This window comes from Paraburkholderia sp. 35.1 (genome assembly GCF_050436525.1).
GTDB lineage: Bacteria > Pseudomonadota > Gammaproteobacteria > Burkholderiales > Burkholderiaceae > Paraburkholderia > Paraburkholderia tuberum.
Map to the genome: position 1 here is coordinate 3,214,190 of NZ_JBNDMJ010000003.1, position 22,077 is coordinate 3,236,266.

25 protein-coding genes are annotated in these 22,077 nt (G+C 64.3%); 24 read left to right on the plus strand and 1 reads right to left on the minus strand.

Features of this window, described 5'->3' with window-relative positions:
* Window positions 1-81: 81 nt before the first annotated feature.
* The 6 genes from OKW27_RS35100 to OKW27_RS35125 all read left to right on the plus strand — a co-directional run bounded on the left by OKW27_RS35100 (window position 82) and on the right by OKW27_RS35125 (window position 5,734).
* A complete protein-coding gene (locus OKW27_RS35100; RefSeq protein ID WP_429336144.1) occupies window positions 82-744 on the plus strand; it encodes a hypothetical protein in 663 nt (220 codons plus the stop codon).
* A 33-nt stretch (window positions 745-777) separates the two neighbouring features.
* Entirely contained in the window at window positions 778-930 is a 153-nt protein-coding gene (locus OKW27_RS35105) for a hypothetical protein (RefSeq protein WP_429336145.1), read from the plus strand.
* A 226-nt stretch (window positions 931-1,156) separates the two neighbouring features.
* Window positions 1,157-1,663: a hypothetical protein gene (locus tag OKW27_RS35110; protein ID WP_429336146.1), complete on the plus strand. Its 507-nt coding sequence runs from the start codon at window positions 1,157-1,159 to the stop codon at window positions 1,661-1,663.
* A complete protein-coding gene (locus tag OKW27_RS35115; RefSeq protein WP_429336147.1) occupies window positions 1,599-3,716 on the plus strand; it encodes a phage terminase large subunit family protein in 2,118 nt (705 codons plus the stop codon). Before OKW27_RS35110 ends, OKW27_RS35115 begins: the two co-directional genes overlap by 65 nt.
* A gap of 3 nt (window positions 3,717-3,719) precedes the next feature.
* Window positions 3,720-3,995 carry a gpW family head-tail joining protein gene (gene gpW / locus OKW27_RS35120; RefSeq protein ID WP_429336148.1) on the plus strand — a complete coding sequence of 92 codons (276 nt, stop codon included), beginning with the start codon at window positions 3,720-3,722 and terminating at the stop codon, window positions 3,993-3,995.
* 11 nt (window positions 3,996-4,006) lie between these two features.
* Window positions 4,007-5,734: a phage portal protein gene (locus OKW27_RS35125; RefSeq protein ID WP_429336149.1), complete on the plus strand. Its 1,728-nt coding sequence runs from the start codon at window positions 4,007-4,009 to the stop codon at window positions 5,732-5,734.
* A 23-nt stretch (window positions 5,735-5,757) separates the two neighbouring features.
* Here the strand turns inward: OKW27_RS35125 and OKW27_RS35130 are convergent, their stop codons facing one another.
* Window positions 5,758-6,885, minus strand: coding sequence for an FRG domain-containing protein (locus tag OKW27_RS35130; protein ID WP_429336150.1), 1,128 nt, complete (start codon window positions 6,883-6,885; stop codon window positions 5,758-5,760).
* Window positions 6,886-6,983: 98 nt separating this feature from the next.
* Here OKW27_RS35130 and OKW27_RS35135 point away from each other — a divergent pair, with 98 nt between their 5' ends.
* From OKW27_RS35135 to OKW27_RS35220, 18 genes are all read left to right on the plus strand, one after another.
* Window positions 6,984-7,883: a S49 family peptidase gene (locus tag OKW27_RS35135; RefSeq protein ID WP_429336151.1), complete on the plus strand. Its 900-nt coding sequence runs from the start codon at window positions 6,984-6,986 to the stop codon at window positions 7,881-7,883.
* Entirely contained in the window at window positions 7,868-8,590 is a 723-nt protein-coding gene (locus OKW27_RS35140; RefSeq protein ID WP_429336152.1) for a hypothetical protein, read from the plus strand. Before OKW27_RS35135 ends, OKW27_RS35140 begins: the two co-directional genes overlap by 16 nt.
* 35 nt (window positions 8,591-8,625) lie before the next feature.
* Window positions 8,626-9,003 (plus strand): head decoration protein, encoded by a 378-nt coding sequence (locus OKW27_RS35145; RefSeq protein ID WP_429336153.1) that lies wholly within the window; start codon window positions 8,626-8,628, stop codon window positions 9,001-9,003.
* Between the two features lie 96 nt (window positions 9,004-9,099).
* Window positions 9,100-10,278 carry a major capsid protein gene (locus OKW27_RS35150; RefSeq protein ID WP_429336154.1) on the plus strand — a complete coding sequence of 393 codons (1,179 nt, stop codon included), beginning with the start codon at window positions 9,100-9,102 and terminating at the stop codon, window positions 10,276-10,278.
* Window positions 10,275-10,613: a head-tail joining protein gene (locus tag OKW27_RS35155; protein ID WP_429336155.1), complete on the plus strand. Its 339-nt coding sequence runs from the start codon at window positions 10,275-10,277 to the stop codon at window positions 10,611-10,613. Before OKW27_RS35150 ends, OKW27_RS35155 begins: the two co-directional genes overlap by 4 nt.
* Before the next feature lie 4 nt (window positions 10,614-10,617).
* The gene (locus tag OKW27_RS35160; protein ID WP_429336156.1) at window positions 10,618-11,316 is read left to right on the plus strand and encodes a hypothetical protein; all 699 of its coding nucleotides are present in this window, start codon (window positions 10,618-10,620) and stop codon (window positions 11,314-11,316) included.
* A gap of 20 nt (window positions 11,317-11,336) precedes the next feature.
* The gene (locus OKW27_RS35165) at window positions 11,337-11,588 is read left to right on the plus strand and encodes a DUF2635 domain-containing protein (protein WP_429336157.1); all 252 of its coding nucleotides are present in this window, start codon (window positions 11,337-11,339) and stop codon (window positions 11,586-11,588) included.
* The gene (locus OKW27_RS35170) at window positions 11,585-13,066 is read left to right on the plus strand and encodes a phage tail sheath subtilisin-like domain-containing protein (RefSeq protein ID WP_429336158.1); all 1,482 of its coding nucleotides are present in this window, start codon (window positions 11,585-11,587) and stop codon (window positions 13,064-13,066) included. Before OKW27_RS35165 ends, OKW27_RS35170 begins: the two co-directional genes overlap by 4 nt.
* 10 nt (window positions 13,067-13,076) lie before the next feature.
* Window positions 13,077-13,451 carry a phage tail tube protein gene (locus tag OKW27_RS35175; RefSeq protein WP_429336159.1) on the plus strand — a complete coding sequence of 125 codons (375 nt, stop codon included), beginning with the start codon at window positions 13,077-13,079 and terminating at the stop codon, window positions 13,449-13,451.
* Between the two features lie 11 nt (window positions 13,452-13,462).
* Complete coding sequence (locus tag OKW27_RS35180) at window positions 13,463-13,723, plus strand: phage tail assembly protein (RefSeq protein WP_429336160.1); 261 nt, start codon at window positions 13,463-13,465, stop codon at window positions 13,721-13,723.
* Between the two features lie 152 nt (window positions 13,724-13,875).
* A complete protein-coding gene (locus OKW27_RS35185) occupies window positions 13,876-15,936 on the plus strand; it encodes a lytic transglycosylase domain-containing protein (protein WP_429336161.1) in 2,061 nt (686 codons plus the stop codon).
* A gap of 3 nt (window positions 15,937-15,939) precedes the next feature.
* The gene (locus OKW27_RS35190) at window positions 15,940-17,259 is read left to right on the plus strand and encodes a DNA circularization protein (protein WP_429336162.1); all 1,320 of its coding nucleotides are present in this window, start codon (window positions 15,940-15,942) and stop codon (window positions 17,257-17,259) included.
* A 4-nt stretch (window positions 17,260-17,263) separates the two neighbouring features.
* On the plus strand, window positions 17,264-18,343 hold the full coding sequence (locus OKW27_RS35195) for a phage baseplate assembly protein (RefSeq protein WP_429336163.1): 1,080 nt from the start codon (window positions 17,264-17,266) through the stop codon (window positions 18,341-18,343).
* A 2-nt stretch (window positions 18,344-18,345) separates the two neighbouring features.
* A complete protein-coding gene (locus OKW27_RS35200; protein WP_429336164.1) occupies window positions 18,346-18,927 on the plus strand; it encodes a phage baseplate assembly protein V in 582 nt (193 codons plus the stop codon).
* A gap of 4 nt (window positions 18,928-18,931) precedes the next feature.
* Window positions 18,932-19,366, plus strand: a complete 435-nt coding sequence (locus OKW27_RS35205; protein ID WP_429336165.1) for a phage GP46 family protein — start codon at window positions 18,932-18,934, stop codon at window positions 19,364-19,366.
* Between the two features lie 52 nt (window positions 19,367-19,418).
* Window positions 19,419-20,528 carry a baseplate J/gp47 family protein gene (locus tag OKW27_RS35210; RefSeq protein WP_429336166.1) on the plus strand — a complete coding sequence of 370 codons (1,110 nt, stop codon included), beginning with the start codon at window positions 19,419-19,421 and terminating at the stop codon, window positions 20,526-20,528.
* 7 nt (window positions 20,529-20,535) lie between these two features.
* A complete protein-coding gene (locus OKW27_RS35215; protein ID WP_429336167.1) occupies window positions 20,536-21,132 on the plus strand; it encodes a YmfQ family protein in 597 nt (198 codons plus the stop codon).
* 12 nt (window positions 21,133-21,144) lie between these two features.
* A complete protein-coding gene (locus tag OKW27_RS35220; RefSeq protein WP_429336168.1) occupies window positions 21,145-22,077 on the plus strand; it encodes a gp53-like domain-containing protein in 933 nt (310 codons plus the stop codon).

Sequence of the window (22,077 nt, forward strand, 5' to 3'; positions counted from 1 at the left end):
CCGCATCTTTATTGCAGGTACAAACCCCGACGTCTGATCGTAAGCAACTCGAACGATTGACAAACGAAAGACGCCGTTTCCATGCTTGATATTTCGGTCAGGCCGAATGTTGCCGACGTTGCGCGCGAGCTATCGACGCTCGCCTATAAACAGGTTCCGTTCGCGACGGCACGCACGGTGACCTCGCTGGCGAAGCTCGCCGCCGACGCCGAGAAGAGGGCGATGCCGCAGGTGTTCGATTCGCCGACGCCGTTCACCGTCAACTCGGTCGCGGTGCAGAGCGCGAAGAAGGCGATGCCTGTCGCTCGGGTCTATATCCGCGACATCGCGGCGCAATACCTCGCGCCGTATGAGTACGGCGGCACGCAGTTTCTCGGCAGGAAGCCGGGCGATCTCGTGCCGGTGAACGCCGCCGCGAACCAGTACGGCAACCTGCCGCGCAATGCGATCCGGCGTTACATGGGCCGCAGCGACGTGTTCCTCGGCACGGTGAAAACGAAACGCGGTGACACCTACGGACTGTGGCAGCGACCCACCGTGCAGTCGGCCAAGGGTGCGAAGCGCGCGAAAGGCGCGAAGCTCGCCAATACGACCGGACGCATGAAGCTGCTGGTCGCCTTCCATGATCCGGTCGAGACGAAGCAGCGCCTGAACTTCGGCGACCACGCGCTCGCGATCGTCTCGGCGAACTTCGATCAGGTGTTCAGCGCGGAGATGGACCGCGCGCTTGCCACCGCGAGATGAATCGCACTGCTGCCTTTCTTGTGGAGGGACGCCATGCTCACGCTGTCAACGGTTCTGCTGGTAGTCGCGCTTGTGCTGTTCGTGCTCGCGGCGATCTCGGTGCCGGTGCCGCGCATCAACCTCGTCGGCGCGGGCCTCGCCTTCTGGGTGCTCGCGCAGCTGCTCGGGCAATTCCTGTCGAAGTGACGGCGGTGAACGGTTCGGTCGAAGGCCACAGCAGGCCGCACAGGGCGCCGGTGCGCGCGCAGGCCTCACCGCCCCAGCCGCGAGGCGGGAGGCCCTCTGGAGGCGGCGTGACGTGCCCGGAAGGCCGGGCCGCATGGGTCCTCCCTGCCCACTTCCGAAACCGTGGGAATTGCGCACCCCGATCTCTCTCTAGCTACGCACCCCAAAAGGTCTAAGCGTTTGCGTCATGGCTGACAAGGACACCATCTCCATCAAGGAGTTCGCGCGCCGCGAGGGCGTGTCGGACACGCTTGTGCATTTTGCGCTGCGCGACGGACGGCTCACGCGCGCGTCGGACGGACGCATGGACCCGACGCTCGTGGGCTCGCAATGGCGGGCAAGCGACGACGCACGCGCGGGCCTGCGCACGAGCGAGGGCGGCGGCAAGGGCGTCCCCTATGGCGAAGCGTTGCGCCTGAAGGAGAACTGGTTAGCGCTGCTGCGCCGGCTCGAATACGAAGAAAAGTCCCGTTCGCTTGTCGACATCACCACCGCGCAGAACGTCGTCTTCGACCTGTTCCGCGAGCAGCGTGATGCCTGGCTCGCGTGGCCTGCGAAGGTCGCACCATTTCTCGCGGTCGAGTTCGGCATCACCGACATCGAACGGCTGACCGCCTCGCTCACTGCCCATGTCCACAATCAGCTTGCCGATCTCGGAGAACCCGAGATCCGTTTCGAAGCAGGCACAGCGTGATCTGATCGCGCAGGCGGCTCGCCGGGGCTGGACCCCGCCGCCGAGACTGTCGCTGCCAGAGTGGGCCGACCGCTATCGCAAGCTCGCGCGCTCTGCTGGCAGTCTGACGGGGGCATGGCATACCTCGACGGTCGAGATCGCGCGAGGGCCGATGCTCGCGGTGACGGAGCCGGGTGTGCACGTGATCACGGCGATGGTCTGCACGCAGCTGCTCAAGACCGCGCTGCTGGAGAACATCTTCGGGTATCACGCGCATCTCGATCCGTGCCCGCTGCTGCTGCTTCAGCCGAAGGACGAAGCGGCCGAGCAGTTCAGCAAGGAGCGCCTGACGCCGCTCATTCGTGCGACGCCGGTGCTGCGCGATCTGGTTGGGCCGGCGCGCATGCGCAACGGTGATGACACGCTCGGCTACAAGGCATTTCCGGGCGGCTTCATAGCGCTTGCCGGCGCGGGCAGTCCAGACAACCTCGCGCGTCGGCCGGTGCGCATCGTGCTCGCCGACGAGATCGACAAGTACCCGGTCACGCGCGAGGGCGATCCGATCACGCTTGCCGAGGAACGCACGGCGACGTTCGCGACCTGGCTGAGTGTGCGGGCCTGCTCGCCGACGATCGCCGAGGAAAGCCGGATCGAGGACAGCTACGAGGCGTCGGATCAGCGTCGCGCGTCGCTGGCGTGTCCGCATTGCGGGCACCGGCTGTTTCCCGATTTTTTCAAACACGTCGAATGGGACAAGACACGGGACGAGACCGGCAACATCACGGCGCACGAAACGGATACGGCGCGCATCTTCTGCGAGGCGTGTGGCGCCAGCTGGTCGGAGGCCGATCGCCTCAACGCATTGCACAGCGCGCGCTGGCATCAGACGAAGCCCTTCAACTGCTGCGGCGCGCGCCATGTCCCACTCGATGCCTATGAAAAGGCCTGGCGCGAAACAGACGGCGGGCCGGCCGTCGCTGCCGTCTGGCAGTGGTGGCACGACGCGCAGGCTGGTCGTTACGCCGTCTATCGCGCGAAATGCCCGACCTGTGGACAGCCGGGCATCGAGAACACGCACGCCGGGTTTCAGGCATCAAAACTCTACAGTCCGTGGACACGCGACCGGCCACCCGCAGTCGCGAAGAAATGGATAGATGCGCAGGGCGACGAGGAAAAGCTGCAGGCCTGGTGGAACACGCAGATGGGGCTCCCGTACCGTGCACATACTGGCAGGCGCGTGCAGGCGGAAACGCTCGTCGCGCGCGGCGAGACATGGGCTGCCGAGGTTCCCGACGGCGTCGCGGTGATCACGATCGGCATCGACGTGCAGGACTACCGCGTCGAGTGCGAGACCGTGGGCTGGGGACGCAACGAGGAAAGCTGGTCGATCGACTACGAGATCTTCGAGGGCGAGTTCGCCGACGCGCCGATACAGGATCTGGTCGACGAGTACCTGCTGCGGATGTGGAAGCGCGCCGACGGTCGGCCGTTCGAGGTGATGGCGGCCTGCATCGACTCGGGCGGTCACCACACGCAGGCGGTCTATGAGTTCTGCAAGGCGCGACTCGGCCGGCGCGTGTGGGCGATCAAGGGTGAGTCGGCGCGCGGTGGCGAGCGCAATCCGGTCTGGCCGCCGAAGCGACCCTCGCCGCGTTCGAAGAAGACGTTCCGCCCGATCATCCTCGGCGTCAACGCAGCGAAGGACACCATCCGCGCCCGGCTGCTCCTGATGGAGCACGGACCGGGCTATATGCACTTTCCGGCCAACCGCGACATCGGCTACTACGCGCAGCTCACCGCCGAGCGCCTCGTGGTGCGCGAAGCGGGCGGCAAGCGCTTTCGGGTCTGGGAGCTACCGGGCGGTCGGGCCAATGAAGCACTCGACTGTCGCGTGTACGCCTACGGGGCCTTGTGTGGACTGCTTTATTTCGGCCTGAAGCTGAACCAGCGCGCCGACAGCGTGGGCGCAACGACGACCACGCTCGGCGCGCCAGAGCGTCAACCAGCAGCGCAGGGCGTGCCGCCTGCGGCGCGCGCTGCGATTACCCGATCCATTGTCAACCGGCTCGCATAGATCATGGCTAATTGCGGATGTACCAGCATTCTCGACGGCCTCGACGCGTCCGCGCTGCAGGCGCAGCTCGCCGACATGCAGCAGGCGTATCTGCTGCTCGTGAGCGGTGGCAAGGTGCAGTCTGCGTCGTACACGCAGGCCGATGGCTCGCGGTCGGTCTCCTATACGCTCGCGAACATCGCGGATCTCGTGCAGGCGATCAAGCTTGTGCAGAAGCAGCTCGCCTCGCTTAACGGCTACTGCTGCAACATCCGCCCGCCGATCACGCCGTTCTTCTAGGGACACGCATCATGGGCCTGATCGTCGACTCACGCGGGCATCCGCTGGAGCAGCCTGCGCAGGCCGCCGCTGGTGATCAGGCGGGCGGCACGCTTGCGCCGCGCGGACGGCAGCGCGCGCAGAACGGCATGGGCGGCAACTATGCGTCCGGTTCGCAACTCGGGTTAGCGCCGTATTACTTCCCGTACGACGCCGCGAACTGGATGAGTCAGGAGTTCGGGAACTGGCTGCCGTGGATACGCTCGCCCGACTCGGAGATCAATCTCTTTCGCGACCGCATGGTCGCGCGCGCTCGCGACCTCGCGCGCAACGATGGCTGGATCAACGGCGCGGTCAACCGCATCCTCGACAACACCGTCGGGACGAATCTGAAGCTATCGGCGAGTCCCGACTACCGCGCGCTCGCGCTGAAGACCGGAATCACCGCGTTCGACGCAACATGGGCCGATGAATTCAGGCGTACCGCCGAGGCGCTGTGGCGCGGCTTCGCAGAGAACATCGACCACTACAACGACGTGGCGCGCGAACTGACGGTGGGCCAGCAGTTTCGCCTCGCGATGCGGCACAAGCTGATCGACGGCGAGGGGCTGGGCGTCAACTACTGGTTACCGGAGCAGCGCGGCTACGGCGCAGCGGACTACGCGACCTCGCTGCTGCTGGTCGATCCCGACCGGCTCTCGAATCCCTACCAGATGATCGACTCGCGCAACATGCGCGGCGGCGTCGAGATCGATGACAACGGCGCGCCCGTTGCCTACCACATCCGCGAGGCCGAGCAGAACGACTGGTATCTCGCGATCGAGGCGAACACATGGGAGCGCATCGAGCGCTATGACGATGATGGCTGGCTGCGCGTGATCCACGACTTCGATCGCGACCGCGCCGGCCAGCATCGCGGCATCGGCGTGTTCACGCCGGTGCTCTCGCACGCCAAGATGCTGGCTCGCTACTACGGCGTCGAGCTTCAGGCCGCGACCGTCGCCTCGATCTTCGGCACCTATGTGACGAGCCCCTACGATCCGGCGCTCGTGCAGGACGCGCTCGGTGCCGGCGAAGGTGACGAACTGCCGTTGTACCAGTCGCTGCGCGCCGAGTGGGCGAACGAGCGGCCCGCGTATCTGAACGGCGTGCGCATCGCCACGCTTGCACCGGGCGAGTCGCTGCAGAGCGTGCAGGCGGGACATCCGAACGGCAACTTCGAGATGTTCGCGCACGAGATGCAGCGCGTGATCGCCGCCGCGCTCGGTCTGTCGGCCGAGCAGATCACGCAGGACTGGAGCAAGACGAACTACAGCAGCGCACGCGCGGCATTGCTCGAAGCATGGAAAACGCTGCAGCGTCGGCGCGACGAGTTCTGCCTGAATTTCGCCACGCCGTTCTACGCGACGTGGTTGTGGGAAGCATTCGAGTTGGGCGAACTGCCGCTGCCGGCCGGCGCACCCCCGTTCGCGGAAATGCGCTCGGCTTACTCGCGCTGCTCGTGGATGGGTGTGGCTCGCGGCTGGATCGATCCGACGAAGGAGAAGGCCGGCGCGGTCATGGGGATGGACGCCGCACTCTCGACGCTCAAGCGCGAGTGCGCCGAGCAGGGCCTCGACTACGAGGAAGTGCTGCACCAGCGCGCGATGGAAATCAAGCTCATGAACGAACTGGGCCTGCCGCTGCCCGACTGGGCGGGCGACGTCGCGGTCGCAGAAATCAGCCGCAGCGCGGACGCCGCTGTGCCGCAGCCGCAGTGATTTTCAAAGCGGGAGTTGTTGATCTATGAAGGAAAAAGCCTTTCGCGCAGCTCTTCGCAAGAGCCATCAAGGCCCGGAAAAAGAGAGCCCGCCGTAATCCCCATTAATGCGAGTTCTTCCATCACTTTTTTTCGTTCGTGTGCAGGAATGTCTATCGCAAACAAATAGCGCTTGTTTGCTCTTTGTTCGAACCCTGCGATGTACGTCTCAACGTCGTCCACGTTTGTGAGGCCTGAGAGTGCCTGCTGCGGAATCAATCTCTCGTTTTCTACCGCGAGAAATTCAAGCAGCGAGAAGTGCGGTGGCATTGCAGCGGTGAACGTTATTTGCGGCGCATCCGACCTCCACTGCTCCTGATCAAAGAGGAAGATGCGCACACTGGGAGTACCGCGCTTTTCCGAATCGGAAACGCTCAGTTTCCTAAACGCAAAAAACGCGGCGACATAGGGCGAATACGTCCAATCAATGAGGGGAGTCGGAAAGCCATGATGCTGCGCCAAGTGGAGAAAAGCACCATTCTGGTCGGGAATTGCGCGGTCGAACAGGTGACGCGTGCGTGCGCTTAAATTCCGGTGAAGCAGTGGCAAGTCGGTCCAGGTGTACTTGACAAGATCTCTCCGGCCCGTTCTATGGAAATGCGACCGAAGCCTCCATGCTTTATTTTGCTGACCTCTGAATACGAATTTTCGCAAAGGCAGAGTCGCAACGTGCTTCTTGAACTGGTCCCAAGTCATTCGTCTGGACGGTAGATCGGAGGCTCGGCCTGCCGCTGCATCGATCCGCCTCAATGTCGCGCGCCCAGCCCTGTTGATATCCGAGTGCCAGTGAATCACCAATTGATCGTCGTTCAAGTTTATTTCGGCCTGCGCAAACTTTGCCAATTGGATATCACGAAATTGCTGGCGGCTCTGTTCCCATGAAAGCAGGCTTCCGTTGTACGGATTCACTGCGTTCAGCAGAAGGGATACATAAAGGCGAGGTGCCGTGCCGAAGGTAGATTGAATCTGTCCAACGATCACAGGGCCGTTTAGTCCTTGTCTAGGAAAGAGCACGGCACTGCCCACCGTATCGCCTTGAAAGTCTTCTGCGTCGATAGTTACGGTGCCTGCCCATTCAGTAGCCTCAAAGTCGCCTTTCCATTGGCCATGCATGATGACTAACTCCCTTGGAATTGAATGCTGTCACGGACGCGGCGAGATTATAGACCGCCGTGCGCTATGTCGATCTCAACCAAGCCACGGTTCGTGTAATGCTTCCTGACTATCCACATCTGGCGACACGCCTATTCAACGTGCCGCTCGCGATCACGCCGGGCAAGGTCGAGATCGTGATGGCGGCGCTCGCGGACCGCTTTGGCCTCGCGCGCCTGTTTCGCGCCGACGGCGAAATGCTGCTGCTCGATGGTGGCGATTTCGACATGGGCGAGCCGATCGATGAGCGCCCTTATCGCGTGATCGAGGGCATTGCGATCGTGCCGGTGCAGGGCACGCTCGTCCAGAAGCTCGGCACGCTACGCCCGTACTCGGGCATGACCGGCTATGACGGCATCCGCGCGAACCTGAGCATGGCGCTCGCTGACGAGACGGTGCGTGCCATCGTGCTCGACATCGACTCGCCCGGTGGCGAGGTCGCCGGCTGCTTCGATCTGTCCGACGCGATCTGGCGCGCGCGCGGCACCAAGCCGCTGTGGGCAATCCTCAGTGAGTGCGCGTTCTCGGCCGCCTATGCGCTCGCGAGCGCGTGCGACACGGTCACGGTCCCGCGTACCGGTGGCACGGGCAGCGTCGGCGTGATCGTCGCGCACGTGGACTTCTCGCAGGCGCTCGCGAAGGAAGGCATCACGGTCACGCTCATTACCTCGGGCGCACGCAAGGCAGACGGCACTCCGTATCAACCGCTCTCGGACGACGCACGCGCGGCGATCCAGTCGGACGTCGATGAGGTTGCCGAACTGTTCTTTGCGACCGTCGCGCGCAACCGCGGAATTGCTGTGGCGAGGCTGCGAGCGGCTCAGGGCGCGACGTTTCTCGGATCGGCGGGTGTGGATATGGGTTTTGCCGACGCTGTGCAATCCCCGGATGAGGCGCTTTATGCGCTCTGGTCAACGTTGCAGGAACAGACGGGAGGTTCGAAATGGGCATCGCAATGAAGGGCGTGCAGCAGCGCATGCAAAGGGCGCTGTCCTTTGCGCATCTGTCGGCTGTGAGTTCGCGGGCGCGTGCGCAGGATGACGACGACAGGAAGGACGACAAGGACGACAGCGCTCGCGCTGAAGATGACGACGACAAGGAGCCGGCCGAGCGCGACCGCGAGGACGTGAACAGCCGCAAGGGAAAGCGCGCGCGCGCCCAGGACGACGACAAGGATCGCGAGGACGATGACGGCCGCGAGGACGCGCGCGCGGAAAGTGGCGACGACGGTGATGACGACGCCGATCCCGATGATGACAGCGGCAAGGGCAAGCGCGGCAAGGCGAAAAGCGCCCGAGCCCAGGGCGAGGATGAAGAAGCGCAGGACGATGAGGACGACGATGACGAAGGCGAGATGCGCGGCACGTCAACCGCCGCTCGCGCACGCCGTCGCGAACAGGCGCGGTGCGCGGCGATCTTCGCCTCAAAGGCTGCGGCGCGCAACACAGTGCTGGCTGCGCATCTCGCATTCAAGACGCGCCTCCCACGCAACGAGGCAATCGCAATGCTGGAGGCCGCGCCGGTGCCGAATGCGCCGTCCGATCGCGCCGCGCGCAATCCACGCGTCGGTCCGGGAGGCACGCCCGAGCGCAACAGCCAACAGGCCATCGCGGCGGGCTGGGACCGTGCATTCGGCAAGGCCAATCCGCAGGCGCGCTCGCGCTGAAGCGTTCTCATCCTTTCATCCGTGGGAGACACAACATGAGCACTCCGACTGTTCTCTCTGAGCAGTGGCATGACGGCGGGTTCGTCGTATCCGAAGCGAACGGGCACCGCTCGCGCGATCAGGTCACGCTCTCGGGCGGCACCAAGGTCTACGCCGGCACGGTGCTCGGGCACCTGACGGCCTCGGGGGACTACGTGCCGCTCAATCCGGGCGGTGCCGGTGATGGTTCGGAAACAGCAGCCGGCATCCTCTGGGGCACGAAGGACGCGACGGTTGGACCCGTATCGGCGACAGCAATCACGCGCGACGCCGAAGTCAACGCGTCCGAACTGATCTGGCCGAGCGGCGCGACGCCGTCGCAGATCGCGACCGCGACGGCCCAGCTCGCTTCGGTCGGCATCATCCTGCGCTAAACCACCTCGCGCCCCAGCGCGAATCCCGCTCTTTCCAGTTCGAACGAAGGCCGCTCCCGCGTCGCGGGGCGGTCTTTTTTTTCGGGGAGTCCTGTCATGGCTGGCGAAATTCTTGACGTATTCCACCAGGACCCGTTCACGGCAATCGCCCTGACGGATGCCGTTCAACGCAATCCGTTCCAGCCTGTGGGACTTGGCGCGCTGAATGTCTTTGAGCCGAATCCGATCCGCACCAAGGCGCTCGCCGTCGAGGAGCGCACCGGTAAGCTCGTCCTGATTCCGTTCTCGGAGCGCGGCGCAGAAGGCACGCAGCGTACGACCGAGAAGCGCGATATGCGCTACTTCAACGTGCCGCGCCTCATGCACGACGACACGGTGTATGCCGAGGAAGTCCAGGGCATCCGCGAATTCGGCACGGAGTCGGTGCTGATGCAGATCGAGACCGAGGTCGCGCGCCGGCTCTCGGGACCGACAGGGCTGCTCGCCTCTGTCGAATACACGAAGGAGTTCCTGCGTCTTGCGGCCCTGCAGGGCCTCGTGCTCGATCCGAAAGACGGCAGCGTGAAATACAACTGGTTTAACGAGTTTGGCATCACGCAGGCACCGGTAACGCCGTTCGATCTGAGCGCGCAGACACCGAACTCGCTGCGTCCGATCTGCAACGGCATCGTGCGGACGATGGCCCGCAAGGCGCAGGGGGCGTTCACCGCGACCACGCGCGTCTATGGCATGTGCGGCGATGCGTTCTACGACGCGTTCGTCAACCATGTCGATGTGATCCGCACGTTCGTTAACTGGTCCGATGCGCGCGCGCTGCGCGACAACTCGCAGGGCGCGGCGTTCGACTCGTTCGATTTCGCCGGCATTACGTGGTTCAACTATCGTGGCTCGGACGATAACGCCACGATCAAGGTGCCCGACAACGATGTGCTGTTTTTCCCGGTCGGCGCGCCTGGCATTTTCCGCGAGGCAACCGCGCCGGGCGAGACCGTCGATTGGGTGAACACGCCCGGAAAGCCGGTGTACGTGCTGCCGATCTTCGATGTGCTACGGCGTATGTGGTGGAAGATGGAAACGTACGCCTATCCGCTGTTCATCTGCACGCGGCCGGAAGTGTTGCTGTCGGGCACCGCACTCGCGTCGGCCGCAGCTGCTGCCGAAGCACGCGAGAAGGCGCGCAAGGCACGCGACGAGGTTGATGCCGAAGCAGCGAAGGAAGCGGCCAGCAACAGAAGCGGCAGCAGCGCTCATACCGGCAGCAAGGGCAAGTCGTGATCGACTGGGATTCGGTCCTGCTCGCGCCGGTCGAGGGCGTGTTCGGTCAGGCGGCGAACCACACCACCGCCGACGGCACCACCACCACGCCGCTCAATGGCGTGTTCGATGAAGCCGTGACCGATATCGACGTGATCGACGGCGTGCCGGTCACGAGCAAGCGTCCCTGCTTCGGCTTTCGCGTGGTGCAGCTTGCGATGGCCGCCGTGCAGGGTGACACGCTGCTCGTGTTCGCGGCGTCACCCGCGCCGCTCGTCGACACGACCTTCGTCATCCGCGAGGTCCGCGTCGACGGTCACGGCTGGTGCTTCCTGCTGCTGAACAACGCGGACTGAGGCCATGCGCCGCGATCTCACGCCCGTTGCACTGCCGATGCTCGGCCGCCGCCAGCTGCGTCTGGCCGCCATCGGTGCGCTCGCCAATGCTGCGCTGACCGACCGGGGCACGCCCGTCACGATCCAGTCGCCGGGTGACTGGTCGCTGCCCGATGGGATTCTGCCGGTCATCGTCGTTCGCACCTCGGGTGAGACAAAGAACTCGGTCAACCGGGGCATGCCGGAATTCACCACCGGCTGCACGCTTGAGGTCAAGGCCGCTGTTCTCGCCACGACCGCGAGCGCAGCGCAGGACGCGATTGAAGCGCTCTGGTACAGCGTCGAGCAGGCGCTGTTCACGGACTGGTCGCTCGTGCGGATCGTCCAGCAGTTCGCGAGCGTGGACACCGCGCTTGAGATCCGCGCCGATGGCTCGCGCCACATCGCGGGCATTGCGGCCGCGATCCAGTGCGAGTTCTTCGAGGCGTTCGACCCGACTGCGGCGGCTCCCACGCCCGGTGCATGGCCCGCCGATCCCGCACCGCCCGCGCCGTTCGAAAGCATCGATATCCACGTTGACACGGGCGCGCCGTTCGATCCGAGCGGCACTTACCCAAACCCGCCGTTCCCCGACGCCGTGACGCCCGCGCCCCGCACCCAGGGACCGGACGGACGCGACGAAGGCTACATCGACATCTCGCTCCCGCAGCCCGACGGCAAATAACTGTCCGGCTCCCTTCCGCCATGAAAACACTTCGCATCCATCCGGTTGCGGGAAGGGTCGTGCGCGACCCGGACCTGCGCGACCTGATCACTGCACCGCGCACGGTTGTCGACTCGCCGTTCTGGCGACGCCGCATCCGCGACGGCGACGTGTCCCTCGACCCGTCTGCGGCAGCGCCACCCGCGCCCACGTTTCAGCCCGCAGGGGCAACTGCGCAGACCCACAAGGGCAGCACGACTTCGAAGCGTTCCGCTGAAGGGGAGACGTCATGATTCCGTTCAAGCAGATTCCCGAGAACATCCGCGTCCCGCTCTTTTACGCGGAAGTCGACAACTCTCAGACCAACACCGGGCAGACCACGCAGCGCGCGCTGATGATCGGGCAGATTCTCCCGACCGGCAGCGCGACGCCGAACGTGCCGGCGATCAGCCAGGGCAGCGATGACGCGATCACCGCAGGCGGTGCGGGATCGATGCTCGCGCTGATGCTCGCGAAGTACCGGCAGAACGATTCATTCGGCGAGGTCTGGTATCTCCCGCTCGCGGATGACGCCGCCGCGACGGCGGCAGCGGGCACGCTGGCAATCGATACGCCGCCGACCGCTGCCGGCACGATCTCGTTCTACGTCGCCGGCGTGCGCATCGCGCAGCCGGTCCAGCCGACGCAGACCGCAGCCGAAATCGCAACCGCGCTCGCGGCGAGCATCAACGCGACGCCGAACCTGCCTGTTTCCGCTGCTGCGGCAACCAGTACCGTGACCCTGACGGCGCTGAACAAGGGTCCCTGTGGCAACGAGATCGACCTGCGCATGAACTACGTCGGCACGCCTGGTGGCGAGGTGACGCCCGCAGGACTGACCTACACCATCACGGCGATGGCAGGTGGCGCGACGGCACCGGACATGAGCGCGGGACTCGACGCGCTGGGCGACATGACGTTCGACTTCATCGTCACGCCCTATACCGATCCGACCTCGCTCGATGGGCTGAAGGATTTTCTCGACGACATCACCGGGCGCTGGAGTTGGCAGCAGATGCTCTACGGTGGATTTTTCGCTGCCGCCGAAGGTACGCTCGGCGCGCTCGTCGCGATCGGCACCGCGCGCAACGACCAGCACGGCTCGATCATGGGCTTCAATGACAGTCCGACGCCGGCATGGCTGTGGGCCTGCGCTATCGCAGGCGCGTCCGCCAACAGCCTGCGCGCCGACCCGGCAACGCCCTTGCAGACGCTTCCGCTGAAAGGCGTGCTCGCTCCACCGGTTCATTCGCGCTTCGCGCTCTCGGACCGTAATTCGCTCCTCTACGACGGAATCTCGACCTTCACCGTTGCCGACGACGGAACGGTGCAGATCGAAAACCTCATCACGACGTATCAGGAGAACGCCTACGGCCAGCCCGACGACAGCTACCTCGAAGTCGAGACGCTGTACACGCTGGCCGCGCTGTTGCGTCGCCTGGCGATGGTCGTGACGAGCAAGTACGGGCGCGTGAAGCTCGCCGATGACGGGACACGTTTTGCTGCCGGCGCAAACATCGTCACGCCAAACATCATCCGCGCCGACCTCATTGCCGAATATCAGGGCGCTGAGGCGGACGGACTGGTGCAGGACAGCGATGCATTCGCGAAGGCGCTGATCGTCGAGCGCAACTCGACGAATCCGAACCGGGTTGATGTTCTCTGGCCCGGCATCCTGATCGACCAGCTGCGGATCTTTGCGCTGCTCGCGCAGTTCCGGCTGACGGCGTAAGGAGGCAATCATGGCTGACAACACGAACCGGCTCGCCGGGATTGCCTACGTCTCGATCGACGGGCAGAACTATATGCTCGCCGGCGAGTTGACCTATTCGCCCGGCACGGTCGAGCGTGAATCGCTGATCGGTCAGGATCGCGTTCACGGCTATGGCGAGAAGCCGCGCGCGCCGTTCATCTCGGGAAGCTTCCGCGACGCGGGCACGCTCACGGTCGCCGACTTCAACTCGATGACGAACAACACCGTGACCTGCGAACTCGCGAATGGCAAGACGGTCGTGGGGCGCAACATGTGGACCGTCGAAGCGCAGGAAGTGAAAACACCGGACGCCACCTTCGAGGTCAAATGGGAAGGCTTCAGCGGCTCCGTAACCGAACAATAAGAGGCCACGCCATGTCCGATCCGACCGATCTGGTTTCGCCATTCACGATCAAGCTGATCACGCCCGTCGATGGCGTCAGTGAGGTGACGCTGCGCGAGCCTGTCGCCGATGAGGTTGCGAAGGTGAACGATGAGACCGCGAAATTCGGTGCCGTGCGTGCGATGAAGCACCTCATCGCCGCGATGTCGAAGGTCGAAGTCGCGACCGTGGGCAAGATGGGTATCCGCGACTTCAATGCGTGCAACAAGTACCTCACCGCTTTTTTCGACTGATCCCGCCGAACCTGCGCGACGTGATTGCGGAAGTGACGTGGTTCTACCATTGGGGGCCGCGCGAGGCGGGCGCGCTCACGTGGACCGAACTCTCACATTGGCACGCGCAGGCGCAACGCATCATCAGGATGCAGGCGCGCGAGGGCTGAACGATGGCCGACAAGAAAATCGAGTTCACCATCTCGGCGGTGGACAAGGCGAGCGCGACCATCGCACGCCTGAACCAGAACGTCGAGAAGATGACGCGACCCTATGCGAACCTCGCGAAGAGCATCAAGGGCTTCTCGGATGTCTCGGGCCTGACGAAGGTCTCGAAGAGTCTCGGCAGCGTCGCGAACGAGGCCGAGAAAGCCGCACGCGGCATCCTGAAGATCGGCGCACCGCTGCTCGCGATTGTGGGTGGCGGCACGCTCGCGGGCCTTTCGGAAATGGTCACGCATTGGGAACGCATCGGCATGGAGACCGAGCGCACATCGCGGCTGCTCGGCATCACCGCCAACCAGCTCACACAGTTGCGCAGCGCGGGCACGTTGATGGGCCTGTCGGCCGACACGATGACGAGCGGCTTCCAGTCGTTGCAGGACACCTTGCAGGACGCGCGCTGGGGCCGCAATCAGGCCGCCATGATGACGCTGCAGGCGCTCGGCATCCAGCTCAGGACGACGAAGACCGGCGCGATCGATACGCAGGCCGCGATGTATGACCTCGCGGACGTGATCCAGCGCGTCCAGAGGCGTGACCCGGCTGCTGCGCGCAATCTCGCGCGCTCCCTCGGCGTCGAGCAGCTGATGCCGGTGCTGATGCTTGGCCGCAAGGGCATGCAGCAGTACGAAGCCGAGGCGCGGCGGCTGCGCGGTGACTTCACGCCCGAGATGGCGGCGCGTGCAACGGCGTTCACGCAGTCGATCACGGGCATGGGCCTCGCGTTCGACGGCCTGAAGGCCGCGATCTCCGACCGGCTCGCCCCAATCCTTGGGCCGATGATCGATCGCTTCACCAACTGGATAGCCACGAACCGGCAGCTGATCTCGCAGCGCGTGGGCGAGGTGGTCGAGCGCATCGCGAATGCCTTTGTCCGTCTGGTCGAAGGCGTCGATTGGGATACATTCCTCGACAATATCGGCAGCGCGGCCGAATCGATCAGCCAGATGGTCGAGGATCTGCTTAAGGCGATCAATGCCGTGGGCGGCTTCAAGACGGTGGCAATCGGTCTCGCGGTCTATATGGCGGGCGGCTTCGTCTCGTCGATGTTCACAGCAGTCGGCAGCATCGTCACGCTGATCACCCGCCTGGGCGTGCTTGCTACCTCGTTCGGCGCTGTTGAGACGGCCGCTACGGCGGCAACGGCGGCGGCGGGTGCGGCTGGGACTGCAACCGCCGTAGGTGCGGCTGGCGCGGGCGCGGCGGGCGCAGGTGCGGTAGGTGCAGGCGCTGCAGAGGCCGCAGCGGGCGGTGGGGGCCTGCTCGCTGGCATCGCTTCGCGTCTCGTCGGTCTCATCAATCCGGTGACGGCCGGCGTCGCCGCGATGTTCTATAGCGAAGGACTGAACAAGGGCGAGGACGCCCAGCTTAAGCGAATCCATGCGGCAGAAGTCGAGGCGGGCGGCAAGTACCCCGGCAGCGCTCCGGTGGCCGAATGGGCGAAGAAACTGAACTTTGCCGGTCTGGAGAAGCAGTACGGCCTGCCGGCCGGGATGCTTGCGGGCGTCGCGCAGACGGAATCGCATGGCAACGCGGCGGCGATGAGTCCGGCAGGCGCGAAGGGACTGTTCCAGTTCATGCCGGCCACGGCGAAAGAGTACGGCATCAATCCGTTTGATCCGGCAGCGTCCGCCAACGCCGCCGCGAAGAAGCTCAGCGGCCTGATGGAGCGCTATCACGGCAACGTGGGCCTCGCGCTCTCGGCGTACAACTGGGGCGAAGGCAATGTCGATCGCAAGGGACTCGCCCAGGCGCCGGCTGAAACGCTCGCCTATGCGCCCAAGGTGATGGCGGCCATGCAGAACTATCGCGGTGGTCAGGATACCGGCGCGCCGGCACCCGCACCTTTGCCGCCGCTGCTGAACCCCGCGCCGCCTGCGATGGCGCAGGCAGCGCCCCCGGTGGTGAACGTGAGCACGCAGGTTCACGTCGAGCGTGACGGGCGAACCAGTGTGCGCACCGAGACGCCGAACGGTCTGCACGTCGCCTATCCGATGGTCGCCAACGGGTAAGTCATGGCCGCGATCAATCGTCCGTATTTCCAGGCACTGCAGCCGGCCAGCTGGCGCGGCGTGCCGTTCGCGACGCGCGGCGGGACCTTGCGCGTGGGGCGGCGCGTCTCGGTGCACGAATACCCGTACCGCGACGATGTCTGGGTCGAGGATCTCGGCCGCGCCGGGCGGCGCATCTCGGTCACAGGCTTTCTGCTGCAGGATGCGGCCTATGGCGGCGGCGACGTACTCGCGCAGCGCGCGGCGATGATTGCCGCCTGCGAGACGCCTGATCGGGGCGACGGCGAACTGGTTCATCCGTCGCTCGGACATCTGAACGCCTCGCTGCTCGAATTCGAGTGCGAGGAAACGACCGATCGCGGGCGCAGCTTCGAGGTGCGTTTTACGTTCATTGCAGGCGGCGCGCAGCAGTTTCCCACCGTTGCAATTGCCACGCAGGCGTTCACCTCGCTTTCTGTTGTCCAGGCCTATGCAGCGCTCGCGCAGGACTTCACGAACCGGCTGACCGCATTGATGCAGACGCCCGCGCTCATCGGAGAGATCGAGCGGACCGCGCAATCTTTCGTCAATGATGCGGTGACGATCACGCAGCGCGCGACCTCGCTTGTCGCGATGACCGCCACACTCAAAGGCCAGTTCGGGCGCTATGTGGGGGAGTTCACGGCGGCGACCAAGAATCCGCTGACGACCATCGACCAGCTGATGGGTGCGGGCGCGCAGGCGCGTCAATCCGTAACCCAGGCAGGCGTCGCGCTGACGGGCGCAGCATCAGGCGGGAACTACCCGGGCATGGCAAGCGCCGCGCAATCGCTCGTGACAGCCATCCAGAGCGCGAACCCCGACCCGCATGAGGCGGTGCAATCGCTCCTGATGCTTCAGAGCGCGACGACGCCTGCGCAGGGCGCGACGCCGACACTGACGCAGGCCAACGCGGGCGTGGTCGCGATGCTGCGGCGTAGCACCGTCTGCGCGCTCGCGAGCAGCACAGCCGGCTATGCGCTGACCTCTTACGACGACGCGCAGCAGCTGCGCTCGACCGTGACCGAAGCGCTCGATATCGAGATCGTCAGCGCGGCCGACGCGGGCGACGATACGACCTTCGAGACATTGCAGGCACTGCAGACTGCCGTTGTGCAGGATCTGACCGCGCGCGGCGATTCGCTCGCCACCATGCAGACCATCACGATGGGTGAATCGATGCCCGTGATCGTGCTTGCGCAGCGGCTCTACCAGGACGTGTCGCGCTATGACGGCCTCGTGCAGCAGATCGACCCGGTCAATCCGGCCTTCGCACCGGCCTCGCTCAGTGCGCCCGTAAGCTGATGCCATGCCCGACGATCTCACCCTGACCGTGGGCGGGCAGAGTATCGCCGGCTGGACCTCGATCCGCGTCACGCGAGGCATGGAGCGTATTCCGTCCGACTTCGATATCAGCCTCACGGAGCGCTACCCGAATGTCTCGGATATCGTCGTCATGGAGGGCGATCCGTGCGTGGTCGCGATCGACGGCGATACGGTGATCACTGGCTATGTGGATCGCGTGAGCGAGATCGTCGATGCGCATAACCACGTCCTCTCGGTCTGTGGCCGGGGCAAGTGCGAAGATATTGTCGACTGCTCGGCGCAGTTCGATTCGTTCCAGTTCAAAAAGGTCACGGCGGCGGATGTTGCGACGGCGCTGTGCAAGCCGTTCGGGATTACGGTCAAGGTCATCGGCTCGCCTGGCATCCTGTTCGAGCAGGTCAATCTCAACGTAGGCGATACGCCCTACGCCAAGATCGATGAGCTATGCAAGGCAGCGCAGCTGCTCTGCTATGAGGATGCCGACGGCGCGCTCGTACTTGCGCCCATTTCAACGGTCGAAGCGGCGGGCGGCTTCGCGCTGGGCGTCAATGTCGAGCGCGCCGGATACCTGCGCGATATTTCGCAGCGTTTTTCCGAATACCGCGTCTATCTTGTCGGCGTCGGGCTGTTGCAGGACTTGGGCGTTCAGGCGCTCACGGAGTACACGGTCAACGATACGACCATGCCGCGCTATCGCCCCAAGGCGTTCATCGCCGAGACGGGCGACGCGGGCGCAACGGTGGCCAAGCAGCACGCGCTATGGGAATGCAACCGGCGCATCGGGCGCGGCAATGTGGTGACCGTGACCACTTCAAGCTGGCGCGATGCGGCGGGCACGCTCTACGCGCCGAACACGCTGGCGGCGCTCTCGCTGCCGCAATTGAAGCTGATCGACGGGCAGAAGTTCACCATCGGCGAGGTCACGTACCGGCGCGATATGAACGGGACTGCCTGCGACCTGATACTCATGCCGCCGCAGGGCTTCCAGCCGGAGCCGATCCTCTATATGCCGCTTCCACAGGATGTGGCGGCGGCTCTCGCCGGCACGAACCGCTATTACTAGCCATGCCCTCTGCGTTCTGGAGCCTCGTGCGTTCGCTCGGGCGCGGACGGCTCACGCGCGTCGATGACAGCGGCCCGGTCCAGCTTGTGCAGATGCAGCTCTCGCAGAACGAGACGCGCGATGCGACACCACGCCTGGCCGAATACGGTTTTGAATCGAATCCGCCCGCAGGCAGCGACGCGATTGCGGTTTTTCTCGCCGGTAACCGTACCAATGGCGTCGTCATCGCGTGCGGAAATCAGCAGTACCGGATGCGCGGGCTCGCCTCGGGCGAAGTCGCGATCAGCGACAACAAGGGCCAGTCGGTTTATCTGAGCGCGTCGGGGATCGTCGTCAATGGCGGCGGCCTGCCGATGACGATAACCAATACGCCGAAGATCACCGGCGATACGCCACTCATGCACTTCACCGGCAACGTGACAGCGGACGGCGATATCACCGACAACGTGAAGACCAACTCTCACAGCATGGCGACGAGTCGCGGAATCTACGACTCGCACAATCACCCCGTCAAGAACGTTCAGAGCGGCGGCAGCACGGTCACGACCGACCCCCCGAACCAGCCAGAGATCAAAGCGGAATAACGCCATGCCCGACATCACCACAGTCTGGTCGATACCGGGCATGCGCGGCGATTGGGCGATGGATGGCCCGTCGCTGCTCGCCGGTAACGATCTGCAGACCGCCGTGCTGATCTCGCTCTTTACCGATCGCCTCGCGCTGCCGTCCGATCCGACGCCCGATGGCGACCGGCGCGGCTGGTGGGGCGATACCGATCCGAAATACCGCATCGGCTCGCGGCTCTGGCTGCTTGATCGCGTGAAGGGACCGCTCGACGTTCCGCAGCGCGCGCAGGACTACGCCGCCGAGGCGCTGCAATGGATGATCGATGACGGCGTGGTGGCGAGCTTCGATATCAGCTCCGAATGGATCAACCCGAACCGGCTTGACCTGATCGTCATCGCCAACAGAAAGGACGGCACGACGATCGCCATGAAGTTTCCGCAGGTCTGGACCGGCTGATTCCCCACATCACTTCCTGACTGGCGCGTGCCTGCCGGCGCGCGGCCCCACCATGCCATTCTCACGACCGACGCTCACGCAGCTGCGGAACGCGAGCGCGCAGCAACTTAACGCGTCGCTGCCTGATGCCGATGCGCTGCTGCGCTTCACGAACCTGAACGTGATCGCAGATATCGACGCGGCGCTCGCGTGCATGCTTTATGGCTACCTCGACTGGATCGCGCTGCAATGCACGCCTTTTCAGGCCACGGATGAGTATCTCGAAGGCTGGGGCGCGCTTAAAGGCGTGACGCGCAAACCGTGCGCGCAGGCGTCGGGCTCGATCACCTTCAACGGCACCAGTGGGGTAATCGCAGACGGCGCGGCCATCACGCGCAGCGACGGACTCGCGTACGTCACGACTGAGGCCGCGCAGGTGAGTGGAGGCTCGGTCACGGTCGCGGCCTCGGCCGTGCCGGACCCGCTCGGCCTCACCGGTGCGAATGGCGACTGCGCAGCGGGCACGCAGTTCACGCTCGCGAACGCCATCGCCGGTATCGACTCGACCGGCACCGCCGCGACGGCGTTCACCGGCGGCGCGGACATCGAGGACAACGACGACTATCGCGCGCGCGTGCTGTTCGCTTACCAGAACCCGCCGCAGGGCGGCGATCTGGACGACTACGTGGGATGGGCGCTGGAGGTGCCGGGCGTCACGCGCGCATGGTGCGCGCCGAACGGCATGGGAGCCGGCACCGTGGTCGTCTATGTGATGCTCGACGAGGCAAACGCGGCTCACGGCGGCTTCCCGCAAGGCACGAACGGCTGCGCGACGAAGGAGACGCGCGGCACGACTGCCACTGGCGACCAGCTGACGGTGGCCAATGCCATCTATCCGCAGCAGCCGGTGACAGCGCTTGTCTATGCGGTCTCACCGACCTCGCAGGCAATCCCGATGACCATCAAGGGCATCGGGGTCGGCCTGCAGGCTGAAGTGACCGCTGCGCTCAAGAATCAGCTTCTGATGGACGGTGCACCAGGTGGGACCGTGATCCTCGCGCATCTCTGGAGCGCGATCTCGTCTGTTGCGGGCGTGAATGACTTCCTGATCGTCTCACCGACAACCGATATTGTGCTCGCGGCCGGCGCGCTGCCGGTCCTCGGCACGATCACCTGGCAGTGAGGCGAGCATGAGCCATACCGCCAACAGCGCTGCCGATTACGCGGGCGTCCTGCGCAAGCTGCTGCCACGCGGGCGTGTCTGGACGCGTGAGAACGAAGGGGCGCAGGCAGCGACGCTTGACGCGCTCGCGCTCACCGCGCAGTCACTCGACAATGCCGCGCTTGGCCTGATCGTCTCAGCCTTTCCTGCTACGTGTGACCAGTTGCTGCCCGAATGGGAAGCGACGCTCGGCCTGCCTGATCCGTGCGTGGGCGAATCCGGGTCGACGCAGCAGCGTCGCCAGCAGGTTGTCGCGCGGCTCACGAACTCGGGCGGCGCATCGGCGCAGTACTTCATCGATCTCGCCGCGTCGCTCGGCTACACCGTCACGGTCACGAACTTTGCGCCGTTTCGCGCGGGGCAGAGCCGCGCAGGTCAGGCGCTCGGCACGGCCGACTGGTTTTACACGTGGTCCATCAACGCGCCAATCAACTCTGTCACGTACTTCGCTGCAGGCCTTGCGAGCGCGGGTGATCCGCTCGCGACATGGGGCAATGCCGTTCTCGAATGCGAGATGAATGCGATCAAGCCCGCGCACACCATTCTCCAGTTTCACTATCAGTAGGGAACCCTGACCATGTACCAGATCGATAATGCGACCGTCGCAGCGTCGCAGCCGCCTTCAACGGCGCAGGGAGCGACGGGTTACTTCACCGATGGCAATCCCGCGAGCAATATCCCGGCGACCATCGTTCCTGCCGAGTGGCTGAACTCGGTCATGATGGAGTTAATGAACGCGGTCACCGGCTCGGGGCAGACGCTAAACAAGGCGGCATTCAATCAGCTCTGGACGGCAATCCAGAACGCGTCGCAAAATACCGGCGTCACGCCGCCGCAGTTCGATAACACGACAAAAACTGCTACCACGGCATTCGTACAAAGGGCGCTTGGTAATTACCAGGGTGCGCGGATTTTGTCGGCGCCGACTGTCTTAAACGCAGCCGATGCGGGAAGATCTATTACGCTGGTTGCAGGTTCCTCGGCAACCCTGCCACCTTATTCATCCGTACCGGTAGGCTCGGCCATTTCTTTTTTGAATGCCGATAGCGCTGCGAAAACAGTAACGGCATCAGGTACCGACAAACTCTATCTACCGGTACTGGGTGGCGGATTCACTACCAGCGGAACAAGCCTTACGATGCTGGCAGGTGATTCCGTAACCTTTGTCGCAACCGCTGCGCAATGGGAATTTGTGCAGGGAACAGCGTTACTCAGCAATTCATCGGGCGTTTTCGGCGCGTCGATGACGGCGACTAACGGATTCCAGAAGTTACCTAGCGGCCTGATTATTCAATGGATGGCGGTTTCAGTCTCATCCGCCAGCGGAGTCGCTATTACGTTTCCGATTGCATTCCCTAGTGCATCTTTTACGGCTACTGCGATGGACGGCGGACTAACTGCCTACTCGTATGGCATCTCGTCCGGCACCACAACTGGGGCGGTCATTAACGCAAGACAAGGTGCCACCGCTGTGACCGGAGCTGGCTTTTTAATTTTGATCGGCCACTAA